Source organism: Streptomyces sp. NPDC057099, assembly GCF_042671245.1.
Classification (GTDB): domain Bacteria; phylum Actinomycetota; class Actinomycetes; order Streptomycetales; family Streptomycetaceae; genus Streptomyces; species Streptomyces purpurascens.
The window spans coordinates 98,582-112,272 of sequence record NZ_JBHUTX010000008.1; the positions used below are offsets into that span (position 1 = coordinate 98,582).

13 protein-coding genes and 1 pseudogene are annotated in these 13,691 nt (G+C 72.9%); 8 read left to right on the plus strand and 6 right to left on the minus strand.

From position 1 onward, the window contains the following. Window positions 1-20 precede the first annotated feature (20 nt). Complete coding sequence (locus ACFT4A_RS13915; protein ID WP_382829311.1) at window positions 21-1,475, minus strand: aldehyde dehydrogenase family protein; 1,455 nt, start codon at window positions 1,473-1,475, stop codon at window positions 21-23. A gap of 103 nt (window positions 1,476-1,578) precedes the next feature. On the opposite strand from ACFT4A_RS13915, the gene ACFT4A_RS13920 reads away from it, so the two are divergent. The 4 genes from ACFT4A_RS13920 to ACFT4A_RS13935 all read left to right on the plus strand — a co-directional run bounded on the left by ACFT4A_RS13920 (window position 1,579) and on the right by ACFT4A_RS13935 (window position 4,042). Next, window positions 1,579-2,016, plus strand: a complete 438-nt coding sequence (locus ACFT4A_RS13920; RefSeq protein ID WP_382829313.1) for a MarR family winged helix-turn-helix transcriptional regulator — start codon at window positions 1,579-1,581, stop codon at window positions 2,014-2,016. 182 nt (window positions 2,017-2,198) lie between these two features. Beyond that, the gene (locus ACFT4A_RS13925; RefSeq protein ID WP_382829316.1) at window positions 2,199-2,579 is read left to right on the plus strand and encodes an anti-sigma factor antagonist; all 381 of its coding nucleotides are present in this window, start codon (window positions 2,199-2,201) and stop codon (window positions 2,577-2,579) included. Window positions 2,580-2,689: 110 nt separating this feature from the next. Next, complete coding sequence (locus ACFT4A_RS13930; protein WP_382829318.1) at window positions 2,690-3,352, plus strand: DUF4230 domain-containing protein; 663 nt, start codon at window positions 2,690-2,692, stop codon at window positions 3,350-3,352. Window positions 3,353-3,496: 144 nt separating this feature from the next. Beyond that, window positions 3,497-4,042 (plus strand): VanZ family protein, encoded by a 546-nt coding sequence (locus ACFT4A_RS13935; RefSeq protein ID WP_382829320.1) that lies wholly within the window; start codon window positions 3,497-3,499, stop codon window positions 4,040-4,042. On the opposite strand, the gene ACFT4A_RS13940 is transcribed toward ACFT4A_RS13935, so the two are convergent. After that, window positions 4,039-4,275: a hypothetical protein gene (locus tag ACFT4A_RS13940; protein WP_382829323.1), complete on the minus strand. Its 237-nt coding sequence runs from the start codon at window positions 4,273-4,275 to the stop codon at window positions 4,039-4,041. The two genes, ACFT4A_RS13935 and ACFT4A_RS13940, sit on opposite strands and share 4 nt — an antisense overlap. A 93-nt stretch (window positions 4,276-4,368) precedes the next feature. Here ACFT4A_RS13940 and ACFT4A_RS13945 point away from each other — a divergent pair, with 93 nt between their 5' ends. From ACFT4A_RS13945 to ACFT4A_RS13960, 4 genes and pseudogenes are all read left to right on the plus strand, one after another. Further along, the gene (locus ACFT4A_RS13945; protein ID WP_382829324.1) at window positions 4,369-5,409 is read left to right on the plus strand and encodes a PHP domain-containing protein; all 1,041 of its coding nucleotides are present in this window, start codon (window positions 4,369-4,371) and stop codon (window positions 5,407-5,409) included. 39 nt (window positions 5,410-5,448) lie between these two features. Then, window positions 5,449-5,664 (plus strand): hypothetical protein, encoded by a 216-nt coding sequence (locus ACFT4A_RS13950; protein WP_382829327.1) that lies wholly within the window; start codon window positions 5,449-5,451, stop codon window positions 5,662-5,664. Further along, window positions 5,661-6,809 (plus strand): aromatic acid exporter family protein, encoded by a 1,149-nt coding sequence (locus ACFT4A_RS13955; protein ID WP_382829330.1) that lies wholly within the window; start codon window positions 5,661-5,663, stop codon window positions 6,807-6,809. Before ACFT4A_RS13950 ends, ACFT4A_RS13955 begins: the two co-directional genes overlap by 4 nt. A 65-nt stretch (window positions 6,810-6,874) precedes the next feature. Continuing rightward, a pseudogene (locus ACFT4A_RS13960) lies at window positions 6,875-7,671 on the plus strand (NAD-dependent epimerase/dehydratase family protein). A gap of 91 nt (window positions 7,672-7,762) precedes the next feature. Here ACFT4A_RS13960 and ACFT4A_RS13965 read toward each other — a convergent pair. The 4 genes from ACFT4A_RS13965 to ACFT4A_RS13980 form a co-directional block, all read right to left on the minus strand. Then, window positions 7,763-8,047, minus strand: coding sequence for a hypothetical protein (locus tag ACFT4A_RS13965; protein ID WP_382829332.1), 285 nt, complete (start codon window positions 8,045-8,047; stop codon window positions 7,763-7,765). 60 nt (window positions 8,048-8,107) lie between these two features. Next, entirely contained in the window at window positions 8,108-9,397 is a 1,290-nt protein-coding gene (locus ACFT4A_RS13970; RefSeq protein ID WP_382829335.1) for an ROK family protein, read from the minus strand. Window positions 9,398-9,475: 78 nt separating this feature from the next. Then, the gene (locus ACFT4A_RS13975) at window positions 9,476-10,456 is read right to left on the minus strand and encodes a phosphotransferase family protein (protein ID WP_382829337.1); all 981 of its coding nucleotides are present in this window, start codon (window positions 10,454-10,456) and stop codon (window positions 9,476-9,478) included. Window positions 10,457-10,486: 30 nt separating this feature from the next. Then, a complete protein-coding gene (locus ACFT4A_RS13980) occupies window positions 10,487-13,669 on the minus strand; it encodes a cytochrome P450 (protein ID WP_382829338.1) in 3,183 nt (1,060 codons plus the stop codon). Window positions 13,670-13,691: the final 22 nt, after the last annotated feature.

Genomic DNA, 13,691 nt, shown 5'->3' on the forward strand with positions numbered 1-13,691 from the left:
AATGGCTCCTTGACGGTGTCTCAGTCGAGCGAGACGACGACGGACTTGACCTTGGTGTAACCGGCGAGGGCCTCGGGCCCGTACTCACGGCCGTAGCCGGAGTCCTTCACACCGCCGAAGGGCACGGCGGGGTCGAGCATCGCCCAGTCGTTGATCCAGACGATCCCGGCCCGGAGCCGGTCGGCGACCCGGTGGGCGCGGGCGAGATGGCTGGTCTGGACGCCCGAGGCCAGGCCGTAGGGCGTGGAGTTGGCGAGGGCGACGGCCTCGTCCTCGTCGTCGAAGGGCTGCACGGTGAGGACGGGGCCGAAGATCTCCTCCTGGATCACGCGGGAGTCGTTCGACAGGTCGGCGATGACGGTGGGCTGGTAGTAGTAGCCGCCGTCGAGGTCGAGCCGCTCGCCGCCGCAGACGATGCGGGCGCCCTCCTTGCGGGCCAGGGCGACGTACTCCTCGACCTTCTTCAGGTGCTTCTCGGCCGCCATCGGGCCGATGACCGTGGCCGGGTCGCGCGGGTCGCCGATCGGCACGCCGGGCACGGCCTCGGCGAGGATCCCGAGCAGCGTCGGGTACACCGAGCGGGCCACCAGCAGGCGCGGGCCTCCCATGCAGAACTGGCCGGTGTTGAAGACGAAGCCCTTGATGACCGCGCCGACCGCCTTCTCCAGGTCGGCGTCCTCGAAGACGATGTGGGCCGCGTTGCCGCCCAGCTCCATGGTGACGGGCTTGAGTGCCTCGCCGGCGACGCTCGCCACATGCCGGCCGATCGCGGTGGAGCCGGTGAAGGCGACCTTGTCCACGCCGCGGTGGCGCAGCAGTGCCTCGCCGGCGACCGGGCCGCTGCCGGTCACGACGTTGACCACACCGTCCGGTACGCCCGCCTCCTGGAGGAGCCGGGCCATGTACAGGGCGCTGAGCGGGGTCTCGTCGGCGGGCTTGTGGACGATCGTGTTGCCGGCCGCGAGCGCGGGGGCGAGCTTGGAGCCGGCGAGGATCAGCGGGAAGTTGAACGGGGTGATCGCGGCGACCACGCCGAGCGGCTCGCGCCTGGTGTAGGCGAGGGCGTTCATGGGGGTGTCGCGCAGGGCGCCGTCCTGGCTCTGGGCGAGGTTCGCGAAGTACTCGTAGTCGTTGGCCGCGTTCGTCACGTCGACCGCTCCGCACAGCGAGATGGGCTTGCCGACGTCGAGGCTCTCCAAGGCGGCCAGCTCGTCGGCGTTCTCGCGGATCAGCCGGGCGACGCGGTGCAGCACCCGGCCCCGCTCGCGGCCGCTCAGCCCGGACCAGGCGCCGTCGTCGTAGGCCTCGCGGGCGGCGTGTACGGCCGCGTCGACATCGGCGGGGCCCGCCTCCGCGACGGTGGTGACGACCGTGCCCCGGGACGGGTCGACCACCTCGGTACGCGCCCCGTCGGCGGCCTCGCGCCACCCGCCCCCGATGAACAGCTGTCCGGGTTCCCTCTCGAAGGTGGTCATCGCCGCTCCCCAGCGTCGTCGCCAAGATTTCAACCAACAGGATTCCTGTTGGTTCGCAGTCTCTTTACAGACAGGTTTCCTGTCAATGCTCTAGCCTGCATCCATGCTCGACACACAGGTGACCAAGGCGCCCCCTTCCCTGCTCTACATGGTCAAGCAGGTGGAGCTCGTCGTGCGCTCCCACCTGGACGAGCTGGTCAGACCCTCCGGGATCACCGCTCTCCAGTACACCGCGCTGACCGTCCTGGAGCGACACGACGGACTGTCGGCGGCCCAGCTGGCGCGCGACTCCTTCGTCACCGCGCAGTCCATCGCCGATCTCGTCCGCTCCCTGGAGGGCCGCGGGCTGGTGCGCCGGGAGCGCAATCCCCGCAACCGCAGGGAGCTGCTGATCCTGCTCACCGACGACGCCCGGGAGCTGCTCACCCGGCACGCGGGGCCGGTCAGGGAGCTGGAGGAGCGGATGGTGCGCGACCTCACGGCCCACCAGACCGAGCAGTTCCGCCAGGCGCTGATCAAGGCCTGGCACGCCCTGTCGTAACCCGGAGCGCACGCCCGCGCACTCCCCCGCGCGAACCTCGGCCAACTCGGCCGCAATTCAGAGACATATGTCAATCGAACATGCTCAAATTCACTCGTTGGAGGGTAACTTGCGGGGCGGGGAACGGTGTTGAGGCCGTGGCCCCTCCCCCACGCACGGAGCAAGCTGGAGGCGATCTCGTCGTGCGGCAGGAACCTGCACCGCTCACCCGGCATCTGCGCGTCCGCCAGGAACGGGGGCACACCGTGCTGGAGTTCCGCGGCGAGATCGACCTCGCCGCGGCCACGGAGATCGCCCCGCACCTGGACCGGGAGACGAACCGCCCCGCCGCCCGGGTCGTGATCGACCTCAGCCGGATCGAGTTCTTCGACTGCTCGGGCCTGCGGTTGCTGTACCGGGCCAGGAGCCGGGTCCTCGACCGGGACGGTCAGCTACTCCTCGTCTGCGCCCACCCTCTGACCCTGCGGGTCCTGCGCATCACCGGCCTGTCCCGGCTGCTGCCGCCGCAACCGACGCTGGACGCCGCCCTGGAACAGCCGGAGGCCACGTCCGGCTCGGTGTGACACGCCCCGAATGCGCCCTTCGTGCTTCCGTCGAAGTCCTCCCCTCTTCAACCGGCTGGTCTGGCAAGGGATGTGGCGGGCATCCGGACAGTAGGAAGGAGGGCCGTCGCATGACGACTCCCGTCAAGCGCCTCCCCAGGCGCATGCCCGGCTGGGCCAAGGTGGTGGGCGCGCTCGTCCTGGTGCTCGTGGTGTTCTTCGCCGGGATCCGGCTCAGCGTGATCCCGGGCCTGAAGGACCTGTTCGGCACCGAAACCCACGACCGGTCCGGCCCCGCGCTGTTGAAGTCCATCCAGGACATCAGCCGCTACGACGCCGCCTCCGGCAACTTCCAGGTCGTCGTGGACCTGGAGAAGGACGCCAGGTTCCTGCCCGACGCGATCCGCGGCACCCGCACCCTGTACGTCGGCGCGGGCACCGTGGACGCCTACGTCGACCTGGGCAAGGTCGGCGAGAACGACGTGAAGGTCAACGGCGACCGCACGTCCGCCACGCTCCGGCTGCCGCACGCGCAACTGGGCAAGCCGGCCCTCGACCCCGACCGCTCCTACGCCGTCTCCAAGCAGCGCGGTCTCTTCGACCGCCTCGGCGACCTCTTCTCGGACAACCCCAACGGTGAACAGGCCGTGCAGAAACTCGCGGTACGGCACATCGGCGACGCGGCGAAGGAAAGCGAGCTGACCGCACGCGCCGAGAAGAACGCCACCGGCATGCTCGAAGGTCTGCTGCGTTCCCTGGGCTTCAAGGAGGTGCGCGTGTCGTACGGGAACTGACCCGGCCGACGAGTACCTGGGACAGGGCGGAGTGCCCCGGCGGAACGCGGGCAACAGTGGCTGGGAACGACCCCCGGCGGCATCGTCCGCACACCGGTGGGTAACCGCCCTGTCACACAGGGAAGTTGAAGTCTGGAGGACCGTATGGCCAGTGCAGCCTCACGTCCCCGTACCGTCGGGTCCGGGAGCGAGCGACGTCCACTCCCGCTGCCCGTCCGGCTGCTGGCGACGCTGTGCGCCTTCACGTTCATGGTCGCCTTCGCCGTGGTGCTGGCGCGGCTGACCCTGCAGCCCTCGCCCGCCTCGGAGGCACTGACCCACACCAACCTGCAACCCGGCGACTCGCTGAGGGCCTATCTCGACCAGCCGGAACTGCGGGACGCCTTCCGGCAGATCGGCGGCAACATCCTGCTCGGCGTCCCCTTCGGCATCCTCGTGCCCGTCGTCGCGCCGCGCACGCGGGGCATCCTGCGCGTCCTGCTGATGACCGCGGTCGTGATGCTGCTGGTGGAGTTCGCCCAGGGCGCCCTGGTCACCGGCCGCGCCTTCGACATCGACGACGTCATCCTCAACACGACGGGCGCGCTGATCGGCTACCTGTTCCTGGGCCGTCGCCTGAGCCGGGCGGTCCACGCGCGCAGGCCCCGGCGCGGCCGGGCGGACCGGAAGCCGTCGGCCGAGAAGGCCTAGTGCGGGGTCCAGGTGTACTTGTCTCCGCCCACCCAGCGGACCACGTCCGGATCGTCCATGTCGTGGACCGTGATGCCGAACGCGGCCGCGGCCGTCAGCACGTCGGTGGCGGCCTTGGCCTCCCCGACCACCTGGCCGTCGATCTCCACGATCCGGAACGGCGGTGTGCCCGGCTGCACCCCGAGCACCAGGATCCGCGGGTGGGATATGTACGGGCTCGCGCTTTCGGTCATGCATCGAGGGTAGAGCGCAACCGGCGACCGCGCGGGGTCCAGCCCGTCGTGCGGCCCGCCGGGCGCTGAGGAACCCTTGAGGTGGAGGTGGCGATGGATCCCGTCGAGGCACTGGACCGGATCGCCTTCCTGCTGGAGCGGTCCCTGGCACCGACGTACCGGGTGCGCGCCTTCCGTACGGCGGCCCGGGTGCTGAAGGAGCTGGGCGACGACGAGGTGCGCCGGCGAGCGGCGGACGGTTCGCTGGAGTCGCTCAAGGGCGTCGGCCCGAAGACCGCGCAGGTGGTGCGGGAGGCGCTGGCCGGGGAGGAGCCCGGTTATCTGCGCACGCTGGAGGGCGAGGCCACGGAGCGGCCCGCCGTGCGGGGCGGCGAGGGGCTGCGGGAGCTGCTGCGCGGGGACTGCCATCTGCACTCCGACTGGTCGGACGGCGGCAGCCCGATCGAGGAGATGGGCCGGGCCGCGGCGGCGCTGGGCCACGAGTGGGCGGCGCTGACCGACCACTCGCCGCGGCTGACCGTGGCGCGTGGCCTCACGGCCGAGCGGCTGCGGGAGCAGCTGGACGTGGTGGCGGAGCTGAACGAGACCTGGGCGCCGTTCCGGCTGCTGACCGGCATCGAGTGCGACATCCTCGAGGACGGCTCGCTCGACCAGGAGCCGGAGCTGCTGGACCGGCTCGATGTCGTGGTGGTGTCGGTGCACTCCAAGCTGCGTATGGACGCCCGGTCGATGACCCGGCGGATGGTGGCCGCCGTAGGTGATCCGCACTCCGATGTGCTCGGGCACTGCACGGGACGGCTGGTGACCGGGCGGGGGCGGCCCGAGTCGGAGTTCGACGCGGACGAGGTGTTCGCGGCGTGCGCGGAGACCGGCACGGCCCTGGAGATCAACAGCAGGCCGGAGCGGCTCGACCCGCCGCGGCGGCTGCTGCGCCGGGCCGTGGCCGCGGGGGTGCTGTTCTCCGTCGACACCGACGCGCACGCGCCGGGGCAGCTGGACTGGCAGATCAACGGGTGCGCGCGGGCGGAGGAGTGCGGGGTGCCGCCGGAGCGTGTGGTGACGACGTGGTCCCTTCCGGAGTTGCTGGCCTGGACCCGCGAGCGGCGGGTGCCGTCCGGAGTGGCGGGCGGCTGAGGTGGTACCCGGGCGAGCCGGAGAGAAAGGGCAGCTCCCATGGGCAGCGCCGAACGGGCCGCCGTGTTCGATGTCGACGGCACGCTGGTCGACACCGGCCCCGCGCACCGGGAGGGCTGGGCGGTGGTGCCGGCCACCCCGGCGGGCGGCGCCGAGCTGAGCGCGCCACGCCGGGCCATCGAGGAGTCCGGCGCGGACATGATCTGTGCCGACCCCGCGCACCTGCTGTCCCTCCGCGGCAGTCCGAGGGCATGAGGCCGGCCTCCGTGCGGCGTGGGACGCGGGCCGCCTGGGACGCCCTGCGAGCCGCCTGGACCGGGCCCGGGCGGGAACGCGATCTGGTCGTCCAGTCGCTCAAGGCCGCCGCGGCGGCGGTGCTCGCCTGGGTGGTGGGCGGCGTCTGGATGGGAGACCCGCTGGCGCTGATGGCGCCGTGGGTGGCGCTGGTGCTGGTGCAGGCCACGGTCTACAGCTCGCTGGTGCAGGGGGCGCGGCAGTTCGGGGCGATCTGCGTCGGCACCGTGCTGGCCTCCGCCGCACAGGCGATCACCGGCGACACGACGGGCGCGCTCGCCCTGTCCATCCCGGTGCTGATGCTGCTCGCGAACTGGTCCCGCTTCGGCGACCAGGGCATCTACGCGGCGACCACCGCCCTGTTCACCCTCACAGCGGGCTCCGTGAGCATGTCGAGCGTCGGGCATCGCGTGGGGCAGGCGGCCCTGGGCGCCGTCATCGGCGTCGCGGTCAACGCGCTCGTCCTGCCGCCGGTCCATCTGCGGGACGTACGGGAGAACCTGGCGGCCCTCGCCCGGGAGTCGGGGGACGTCCTGCGCACCGTCGCCGCCGACCTGCGCGAGGGCGAGTGGGACGCGCAGACCGCCGCCGGCTGGCTCGGCGCGTCCTCCCGGCTGGACCACCGCCTTGAGGCGCTGCGCTCGGCGCGCCGGTGGAGCCAGGAGAGCCTGCGCCTGACCTACGGCCCGTTGCGGCGCCTGCACCGCGTGCCGCACAGGGGCGCTCTGCCACCGGTGGACGAGGACGACCGGTTCGGCCGGGTCACCGGGCACGTGGCCGCGCTGACCCGGGCCCTGGCGGTGTCCGTGGACGACAACCGGACGCCCACCCCGCCCGAGGGCCCGGCCCTCGACGCGTACGCGCGGCTGCTGAAGCTGATCGGGGAAGCCTGCCACACCGAGGCCGACAGTCTGCTCGACGGCAGCGTGCGGCCCCGCCCGGACCAGGAGACCGAGGAGGCGATGCGGGAGCTGCACCAGGAGCTGCACGAGAAGCTGCGCCGGCACGCCGGGGAGGGGGCCGCGTACACGGCGGTCCTGGGCACGCTGCTGCTCCAGGCCGAGAACCTGTGGGCCGAGACCGTGCCGGACGACCGGGGTCGGTGACATCCACGTGACCCCCGGGTACTCGGTCACCGCCGGCGGAACCATACGGCCGAGAGGAGCGGAAGGTGAGCAGCGGAACGGGCAAGAGGGTTGTTGTCACGGGCGCCACCGGCAATGTGGGCACCAGCGTGGTGCGCCTCCTCTCCGAGGATCCGGAGGTCGCCCGTTCCAGCCGACGCACGACCCGGCGGCGACCTGGCGCACCAACGTGCTCGGCAGCATGCGAGTGTTCGAGGCGGTGACCGCCGCGGGAGTGCCGGCGCTGGTGCACGCCTCGTCGGTCGGCGCGTACTCGCCGGGTCCCAAGGACCGGACGGTGGACGAGTCGTGGCCGACGCACGGCTGGCCGGACGCCGCGTACTGCCGGGAGAAGGCCTATCTGGAGCGTGCGCTGGACACGTTCGAGCGCGATCATCCCGAGACACGGGTGGTGCGGATGCGGCCCGCCTTCCTCTTCCAGCGGGAGTCCGCGAGTGAGCAACGCCGTATCTTCGGCGGGCGTTTCCTGCCGGGCCCGTCGGCCCGTCCGGAGCTGCTGCCCTTCCTGCCCGACATCGCGGGGCTGCGGGTGCAGGCGCTGCACACGGACGACGCGGCCCACGCGTACCGGCCGGCGGTGCACTCCGACGCCCGGGGCGCGTTCAACCTGGCGGCCGAGCCGACGGTCGACGCGGACCTCCTGGGCAGGATGTTCGGCGCCCGCCCGGTGCGGCTGCCTCTGATGGACTGCTCACGCGCGCGTACGGAACTCGGCTGGCGGCCGGAACACACGGCGCCGGAGGTGCTGGAGCAGTTCCTGCAGGGACTCCAGCAGGGTGCGGGCGCGCGGACGGAACCGATGCGGGGACACAAGGTGGGCTGACCACAGGCCACGCGGCACCCGCACACCGCACACAACCGATGGCCGCAGCCGGCCCCCACGGTCGGCTGCGGCCATCGGAGTTCAGGGGCACTCAGTCGGCGGGCTCGTCCGGCACCGGATGCTCGGGGTGCACCGTTCCCTGCCGGGGCGGCTCCCCCTGCCGGCCCGTCCCCGCCTCGTCCGTCTCGGGGACGTCGTCGGCGGGCTCGTCGGCATGGTCCTTCCCGTCCCTCTCGTTCTTCTCGGCCTCGCCGGTGCCCGTGAAGCGCGAGGCGGCCTCCCATGGGTCCTCGCCGGTGGCGGCCTGCTGGTCCGGCATGTCCCGCGGGACGGGCTGACCGTTCTCGCCAGGTCCTTCGAGGCGGTGGTCGGTCACGGCGTCCTCCCTTCGTGGTCCGGGCGCCACGCGAGTACCTCCGGCATGACCTGCGAAACCTCAGTGTGGTGCCCGCTCCTCGAGTGCCGTGTGCCATGCGGGGAGCGGACTCTCCGGCGCGGGATCGGGGCGCCGTCCGCCGCGTGCGAAGAAGTCGGCGAGCGGCAGGATCGCGGCGCCGACCGTGACCGCGTCGGGCCCGAGCCGGCCCAGTTCGACGGTCACCTGCCCGGCCGGGTGGCGCAGCGCGTAGGACAGGGCGTGACGGCGTACGGCGGGCAGGAAGCGGGCGCCGAGGGCCAGGCCCGCCCAGCCGCCGATGAGGATCCGCTCGGGCTGGAAGAGGTTGATCAGGTCGGCCAGACCGGCGCCGAGGTACTCGGCGGTCTCCTCCAGGACGGCCAGCGCGACCGGGTCGGCCTCACCGTCCCCGGGCGGGTACGCCGCGGCGAGCATCGCGGTGAGCGCGGACTCCTCGTCGGTGCCGTCCTGGCCCCGGCCGCCCTCCTCCCGCCAGCGGGCGAGCAGCGACTCGGCGCCCGCGTAGGCCTCCAGGCAGCCGAGCGCCCCGCAGCGGCAGCGGCGGCCCCGGACCCGGACGGTCAGATGCCCCCATTCGACGGCCCGGCCCTGCTCCGCGTCGGGGGTGACGAGGCTGGCGCCGACGCCGGAGCCGAGGAGGACCACCACGGCGTTGTGCGCGCCGCGTCCGGCGCCGAACCACATCTCGGCCTGGCCCAGCGTCTTGGCGCCGTTGTCGATGAAGTACGGGACGGTGTCCGGCAGCGGGGTCGAGGTGCGGAGCAGGGCCTCCAGCGGGACCGCGTCCCAGCCGATGGTCTGCCCGTGCACGAGCGCGCCGCGGTCGGGCGTGTGCTCGACGATGCCGGGGACGCCGATGCCGACGCCGAGGAGCCGCTCGGGCGCGAGACCGGCGGTGTCGAGCACCTCGGCGATGCCCCGGCGGATGTGGTCGACGATGACCTCGACCTCGTACCCCTGGACGGCGAGCGGGCGCTCGACGCGGGCCAGCTCGGTGAGGGTGAGGTCGAACAGTTCGACACGCACCCGGGTCTCGCCGACGTCGACGCCGATCATGTGGCCGCTGCCGGGCGCCACGCGCAGCAGGGTGCGGGGGCGGCCGCCGTCGGAGTCGACGCTGCCGGCCTCCTCGACCAGTCCTGCGGTGAGCAGGTCGGCGACGACGTTGCTGACGGAGCCGGAACTCAGTGCGGTCGCCGGGCCCAGTGCGAAGCGGCTGAGGGGGCCGTCGAAGTAGAGCCGTTGCAGCACGGCCGTGCGGTTGGCCCGCCTGAGATCGCGTACCGTGCGCCCGTTCCGCCCCGCCATGTGGCTCCTTCCGCCCCTCGTCCGACCTGCAACATACCGTCGGGGCAGGGTCGGCGCGACATTCCCCCACCCCTTATTTCACGTTGTGAGATTTCCCCCGAGGAGTTCCTCGATCTCGTCCAGGGCGGCGACGAGTTCCGGGGCGACCGCCTCCCGCACCCAGCGCACCTGGTCCTCGCCGGCCTCGCGCGGAACCGTCTCGGTGAGCATGATCAGGTACAGATAGGCGCGGTACAGGGCGAGGCGGAGGCGGGTCGGGGTGTCGAAATCGGCCCGGCCGCCGGACTCCCGGTAGCCCGACAGGAACGCCTCGTCCTCCTGGATGTCCCCCAGCAGCGCCAGAGAGACGAACTCGGCGAGGGGGTCGCCCCAGAACATGCGCTCCCCGTCGACGAGGCCCCCGATACGGGCTTCTCCGTCCGAGCGGTCGACGAGGATGTTGCCCCGCCACAGGTCGAAGTGCACCAGGCACGGGACGGTGACCTCGTCGAGGGCGCCGTACGCGGAGCGGGCGGTACGGGCCACGGCGTCGACCGGGCGGGGCAGCCGGGCCCCGTAGCGCCGGGCGTCTTCGAGGACGGCGTCGAACATCGTCGTGAACGCGGTCCGCCAGTCGGGGGCGAGCGGGCCGAGGGCGCCGGAGGGATAGCCGAAGCCGGCGCCCGTCACACGGTGCAGTCGGGCCGTCTGGCGTCCCAGCTCGGCCCGCAGCGCGGTCTGTTCCGCGGCCGTGAGGGAGTCGTCCCAGGGGTCGCCGGGGCAGGCCGTCATGAGCAGGAAGTCGTCCCCCATGGACACCAGCCGCGGCGCGTGGACTCCGGCGCGGGCGGCCGAACGGTAGAACTCGGCCTCCGACACGAGCAGTCGTCGCTCGTGCCGGAGGCCGGGGACGGCTGCCGCGGGCGGGATCTTCAGCACATGGCGGGTGCCGTCGGTGAGGCGGAGTTCCTCGACGGTGTTGTACGTGCCGCCGGTCAGCGGGCGGAGGTGGGCGAGGCGGCCGGGGTCCAGGCCCGCCGCCTCCAGGACGCGCCGGGCCCGTTCCCAGGAGTCCACCACCGTGCGCCCACCCCTCCCCTACGGCTTCGGTCAGCCGGCCGCGTAGACGTCCTCGACGTAACGCCCGTCCGCGACCAGCCCGTCGAGCCACTGCTCGGCGGCCGTCTCGTCGGTACCCGGCGTGTGCTTCCGGTACAGGGTACGGAACGCCTCCCGCACCCCGGGCGCCATCCGCGAGCCGTCGCCGCACACGTACACCCGCGCTCCGGCGTCCAGCAGGGCCCAGACCTCCTCGGCCTCGGCGGCGATGCGGTGCTGCACGAACCGCACCTCGCCCTCGGGGGTCTCGCTGAAGGCGGGGCGCAGCGAGACGGCCCCGGCGGTGTCGGCGGCGCCCAGTTCGTCGGCGTGCATGAAGTCGGCGTCGGGCGCGTCACAACCGAAGTAGCAGACGGCCGGGGCCAGTTCGGCGCCCGCCGAGAGGGCGGCCGTGCGGTCGGCTATGGCGCCGCGGAACGGGGCGAGGCCGGTGCCGGCCGCGACCATCACGACGGGTGCGGATCCCCCGGTGGCGTCGATGCGGAAGGCCTCCCGGCACGGCTGCACGCGCGCGTAGACCGTGTCCCCGGGCTGGACCGCGTTGAGGTGGCCGGATCCGGTGCCCCGGTAGACACCCTTGCCCGAGCGGGCCGGTGCCTGCAGCAGCGACACCATCAGGTCCACGTGGCCGGGGTCGACGGCGGGCGAGGAGGAGATGGAGTAGTGGCGGGGCCGCAGCGGGGTGAGGAGGTCGAGGAGCTGCGGCCAGTCCAGGGCGCCCCGCAGGGCCGGGTGGTCCTCGATGATCTCCACGAGGGTGCGCGGGTCGTCGGTGAGGGCGGCCAGGGCGATGCGCTCCGGCGGGCACGGGTTGGCCTCGGCGAGCGCGGTCAGCTGCCCGGCACTCGGGCGCTCCTGCAGCTCCACGTGGTGGGTGAGGAGCTGCCGTACCGTCACGGGTCGGTCGACGGCGATGCCGTCGCGGCGGGGGCGGGTGGCGCGGATGTCCAGGACCGTGTCGAGGTCGAGGCCGAGCGCGGCGGCGGTGCGGGTGACGAGGTCCGGGTCGTTGGCGGGCAGCACGGTGAGGTGGTCGGCCGTGCGGTAGGTGACGCCGACCGGGAGGGCGACGCGCAGGAACCTCTTGCGGCGCGCGTAGCCGGGCGCGGTGAGGTCGAAGGCCTCGGTGACCTTCATGGGGACGAGTTCGTGCCGTTCGGCGAGGGCGTCCAGCGGGCCGCCGGTCAGGGTGCGGACCTCGTAGGCGGCCGTGGGCTCGGGGTCCGGGGTCGTGGCGTCCGGGTCGCCGTACTGCCGCAGGAGGGCGGTGCGCAGGTCCGTCGTGAACTGCCGGACGGTGCCGGTGAGGTCGCCGGAGGCGTCGGCGGCGGCGCGGTCGAGCAGCCGGGTGGCGCCGGACTCGGCGAGCCGCTCGTCGATGCGGGTGGGGACGTGCTGGTAGGTGGCGGCCCAGTTGCGGTCGCCGACGCCCAGGACGGCGTACGTCACGCCGGACAGGTCGTGGTCCTCTTCGAGGCGGGCGGCGAAGGCGGTTGCGTCGTCGGTGGGGCGGCCGTTGTAGGAGGCGGCCGCGATGACGACGGGCCGGTCGGTGGGCAGGCCGCCGGCGTAGGCGTCCAGGGCTGCCACCTGGGTCTCGCAGCCGACGGCCGCGGCCTCGTCGGCGAGCTGGGCGGCGAAGTCGCGGCAGGTGCCGTAGTTGCTGCCGTGCAGGAAGAGGGCGGCGGTGCCGGGGCGGACACGCGCGGGCAGGTCCTGCGGCTCGGCCGAGCCGGTGTCCTGGAGCGGGGCGGCGCCGGGCAGCGGCGTGTGGACGCGGTCGGCGGAGGTGCGCGGGGTCAGCGCGAGGGTGAAGCCCTCGGGCTTGAGGGTGAGGGTCTCCTTGACGTCGAGCCGGTAGTCGGCGTGGTCCCCCAGCCGGTAGCGGTGCACGAGCATGGCCAGCAGCATGGTCGCCTCGTGCAGCGCGAACTGGCGGCCGATGCAGGCGCGCTCACCGGTGCCGAACGGCTTGAAGGCGTGCACCGGGCGCTCCGCCTCCGCCTCGGCGGTGAAGCGGGAGGGGTCGAACAGCTCCGGGTTGTCGCCCCAGACGGGCTGCCGGTGCAGCATCGGCGTGAGCACCAGGGCGGAGTCCCCGGCTCGCATCGGGATCCGGCCGCCGAGCAGCGTGTCCTCGCGGGCCTTCCGGGCGAACACGGCGGCCGTGGGCCAGAGCCGGAGCGCCTCGTTGAGGACCTGGCGGGTGTAGGTCAGCCGGCCGACCTCGTCGTACGTCGGCTCGACGTCCGCCGCGTCGCCCCACATCTCGTCGACCTCGCGCTGCACCATCTGGAGCGCGGTCGGGTGCTTGGCGAGGTAGTACATCGCGAAGGACATGGCGCCGGAGGTGGTCTCGTGCCCGGCGATGAGGAAGGTGATGACCTGGTTGCGGATGTTCGCCGTGTCGAGCGTGGTGCCGTCGGCCGGGTGCTCGGCGGTGAGCATCAGGCCGAGGAGGTCGTCGGCCTGGCTCTGGTCGGTGCCGGTGCGGGCGGCGATGACCTCGTCGACGACCTGGGCGAGATAGGCGGAGTCGTCGCGGAAGGCCGCGTCCTGCGCCGAGTAGTCCTGGCCCGGGACGCGGGCGAGGCGGGTCATGCTCCATTCCAGGCAGCGGACCATCGAGTCGACGAAGGGGTGCGGCTCGGCCCGCTCGAAGGAGCCGAAGTCGTATCCGAAGCCGGCGAGTCCGATGGTGTCGAGCGTCATGCGGGTCATGTCGCCGGGCACGTCGACGGGCTTGCCGGCACCGGCGTCGCGGTCCCAGGACGCGATGAGCCGCTGGGCCACCTGCAGCATCACGGGGTGGTACGTCCGCATCGAGCCCAGCGCGAAGGCGGGCATGAGGATGTCGTGCGCCTTGGCCCAGTTGGGCTCGTCGTTGTAGGCGGTGAACAGGCCGTCCGCTGCGAACTCGCGGACGTTCTCCAGGCCGGGCCCGATGTGCTTGGCGAACCGCTGCTCGTCCGCGAGGTCGGCGACCAGGTCCAGGTCGCCCACGAACAGGGTGTCCCGCCCGTACAGCCGCCGGACGAACGCGGAACCGTGCTCGCGCATCAGATCCATGGCCTGCTGGATGGGCGAGGGGCCGGGTCCGGTGGCGGTGATGTCGGCGACGGGGATGTCGTCGCGGGTGTCTGCGGAGCGGGAGGTCTGTCCGGTGGGGGGCATGACGCGGCAACTGCCTTTCGCG

What these genes read in the sequence shown, in the direction of transcription:
- ACFT4A_RS13915 (WP_382829311.1), bottom strand. Translation starts at nt 1,475, where the DNA reads ATGACCACCTTCGAGAGGGAACCCGGACAGCTGTTCATCGGGGGCGGG.
- ACFT4A_RS13920 (WP_382829313.1), top strand. Translation starts at nt 1,579, where the DNA reads ATGCTCGACACACAGGTGACCAAGGCGCCCCCTTCCCTGCTCTACATG.
- ACFT4A_RS13930 (WP_382829318.1), top strand. Translation starts at nt 2,690, where the DNA reads ATGACGACTCCCGTCAAGCGCCTCCCCAGGCGCATGCCCGGCTGGGCC.
- ACFT4A_RS13935 (WP_382829320.1), top strand. Translation starts at nt 3,497, where the DNA reads ATGGCCAGTGCAGCCTCACGTCCCCGTACCGTCGGGTCCGGGAGCGAG.
- ACFT4A_RS13940 (WP_382829323.1), bottom strand. Translation starts at nt 4,275, where the DNA reads ATGACCGAAAGCGCGAGCCCGTACATATCCCACCCGCGGATCCTGGTG.
- ACFT4A_RS13945 (WP_382829324.1), top strand. Translation starts at nt 4,369, where the DNA reads ATGGATCCCGTCGAGGCACTGGACCGGATCGCCTTCCTGCTGGAGCGG.
- ACFT4A_RS13950 (WP_382829327.1), top strand. Translation starts at nt 5,449, where the DNA reads ATGGGCAGCGCCGAACGGGCCGCCGTGTTCGATGTCGACGGCACGCTG.
- ACFT4A_RS13955 (WP_382829330.1), top strand. Translation starts at nt 5,661, where the DNA reads ATGAGGCCGGCCTCCGTGCGGCGTGGGACGCGGGCCGCCTGGGACGCC.
- ACFT4A_RS13970 (WP_382829335.1), bottom strand. Translation starts at nt 9,397, where the DNA reads ATGGCGGGGCGGAACGGGCGCACGGTACGCGATCTCAGGCGGGCCAAC.
- ACFT4A_RS13980 (WP_382829338.1), bottom strand. Translation starts at nt 13,669, where the DNA reads ATGCCCCCCACCGGACAGACCTCCCGCTCCGCAGACACCCGCGACGAC.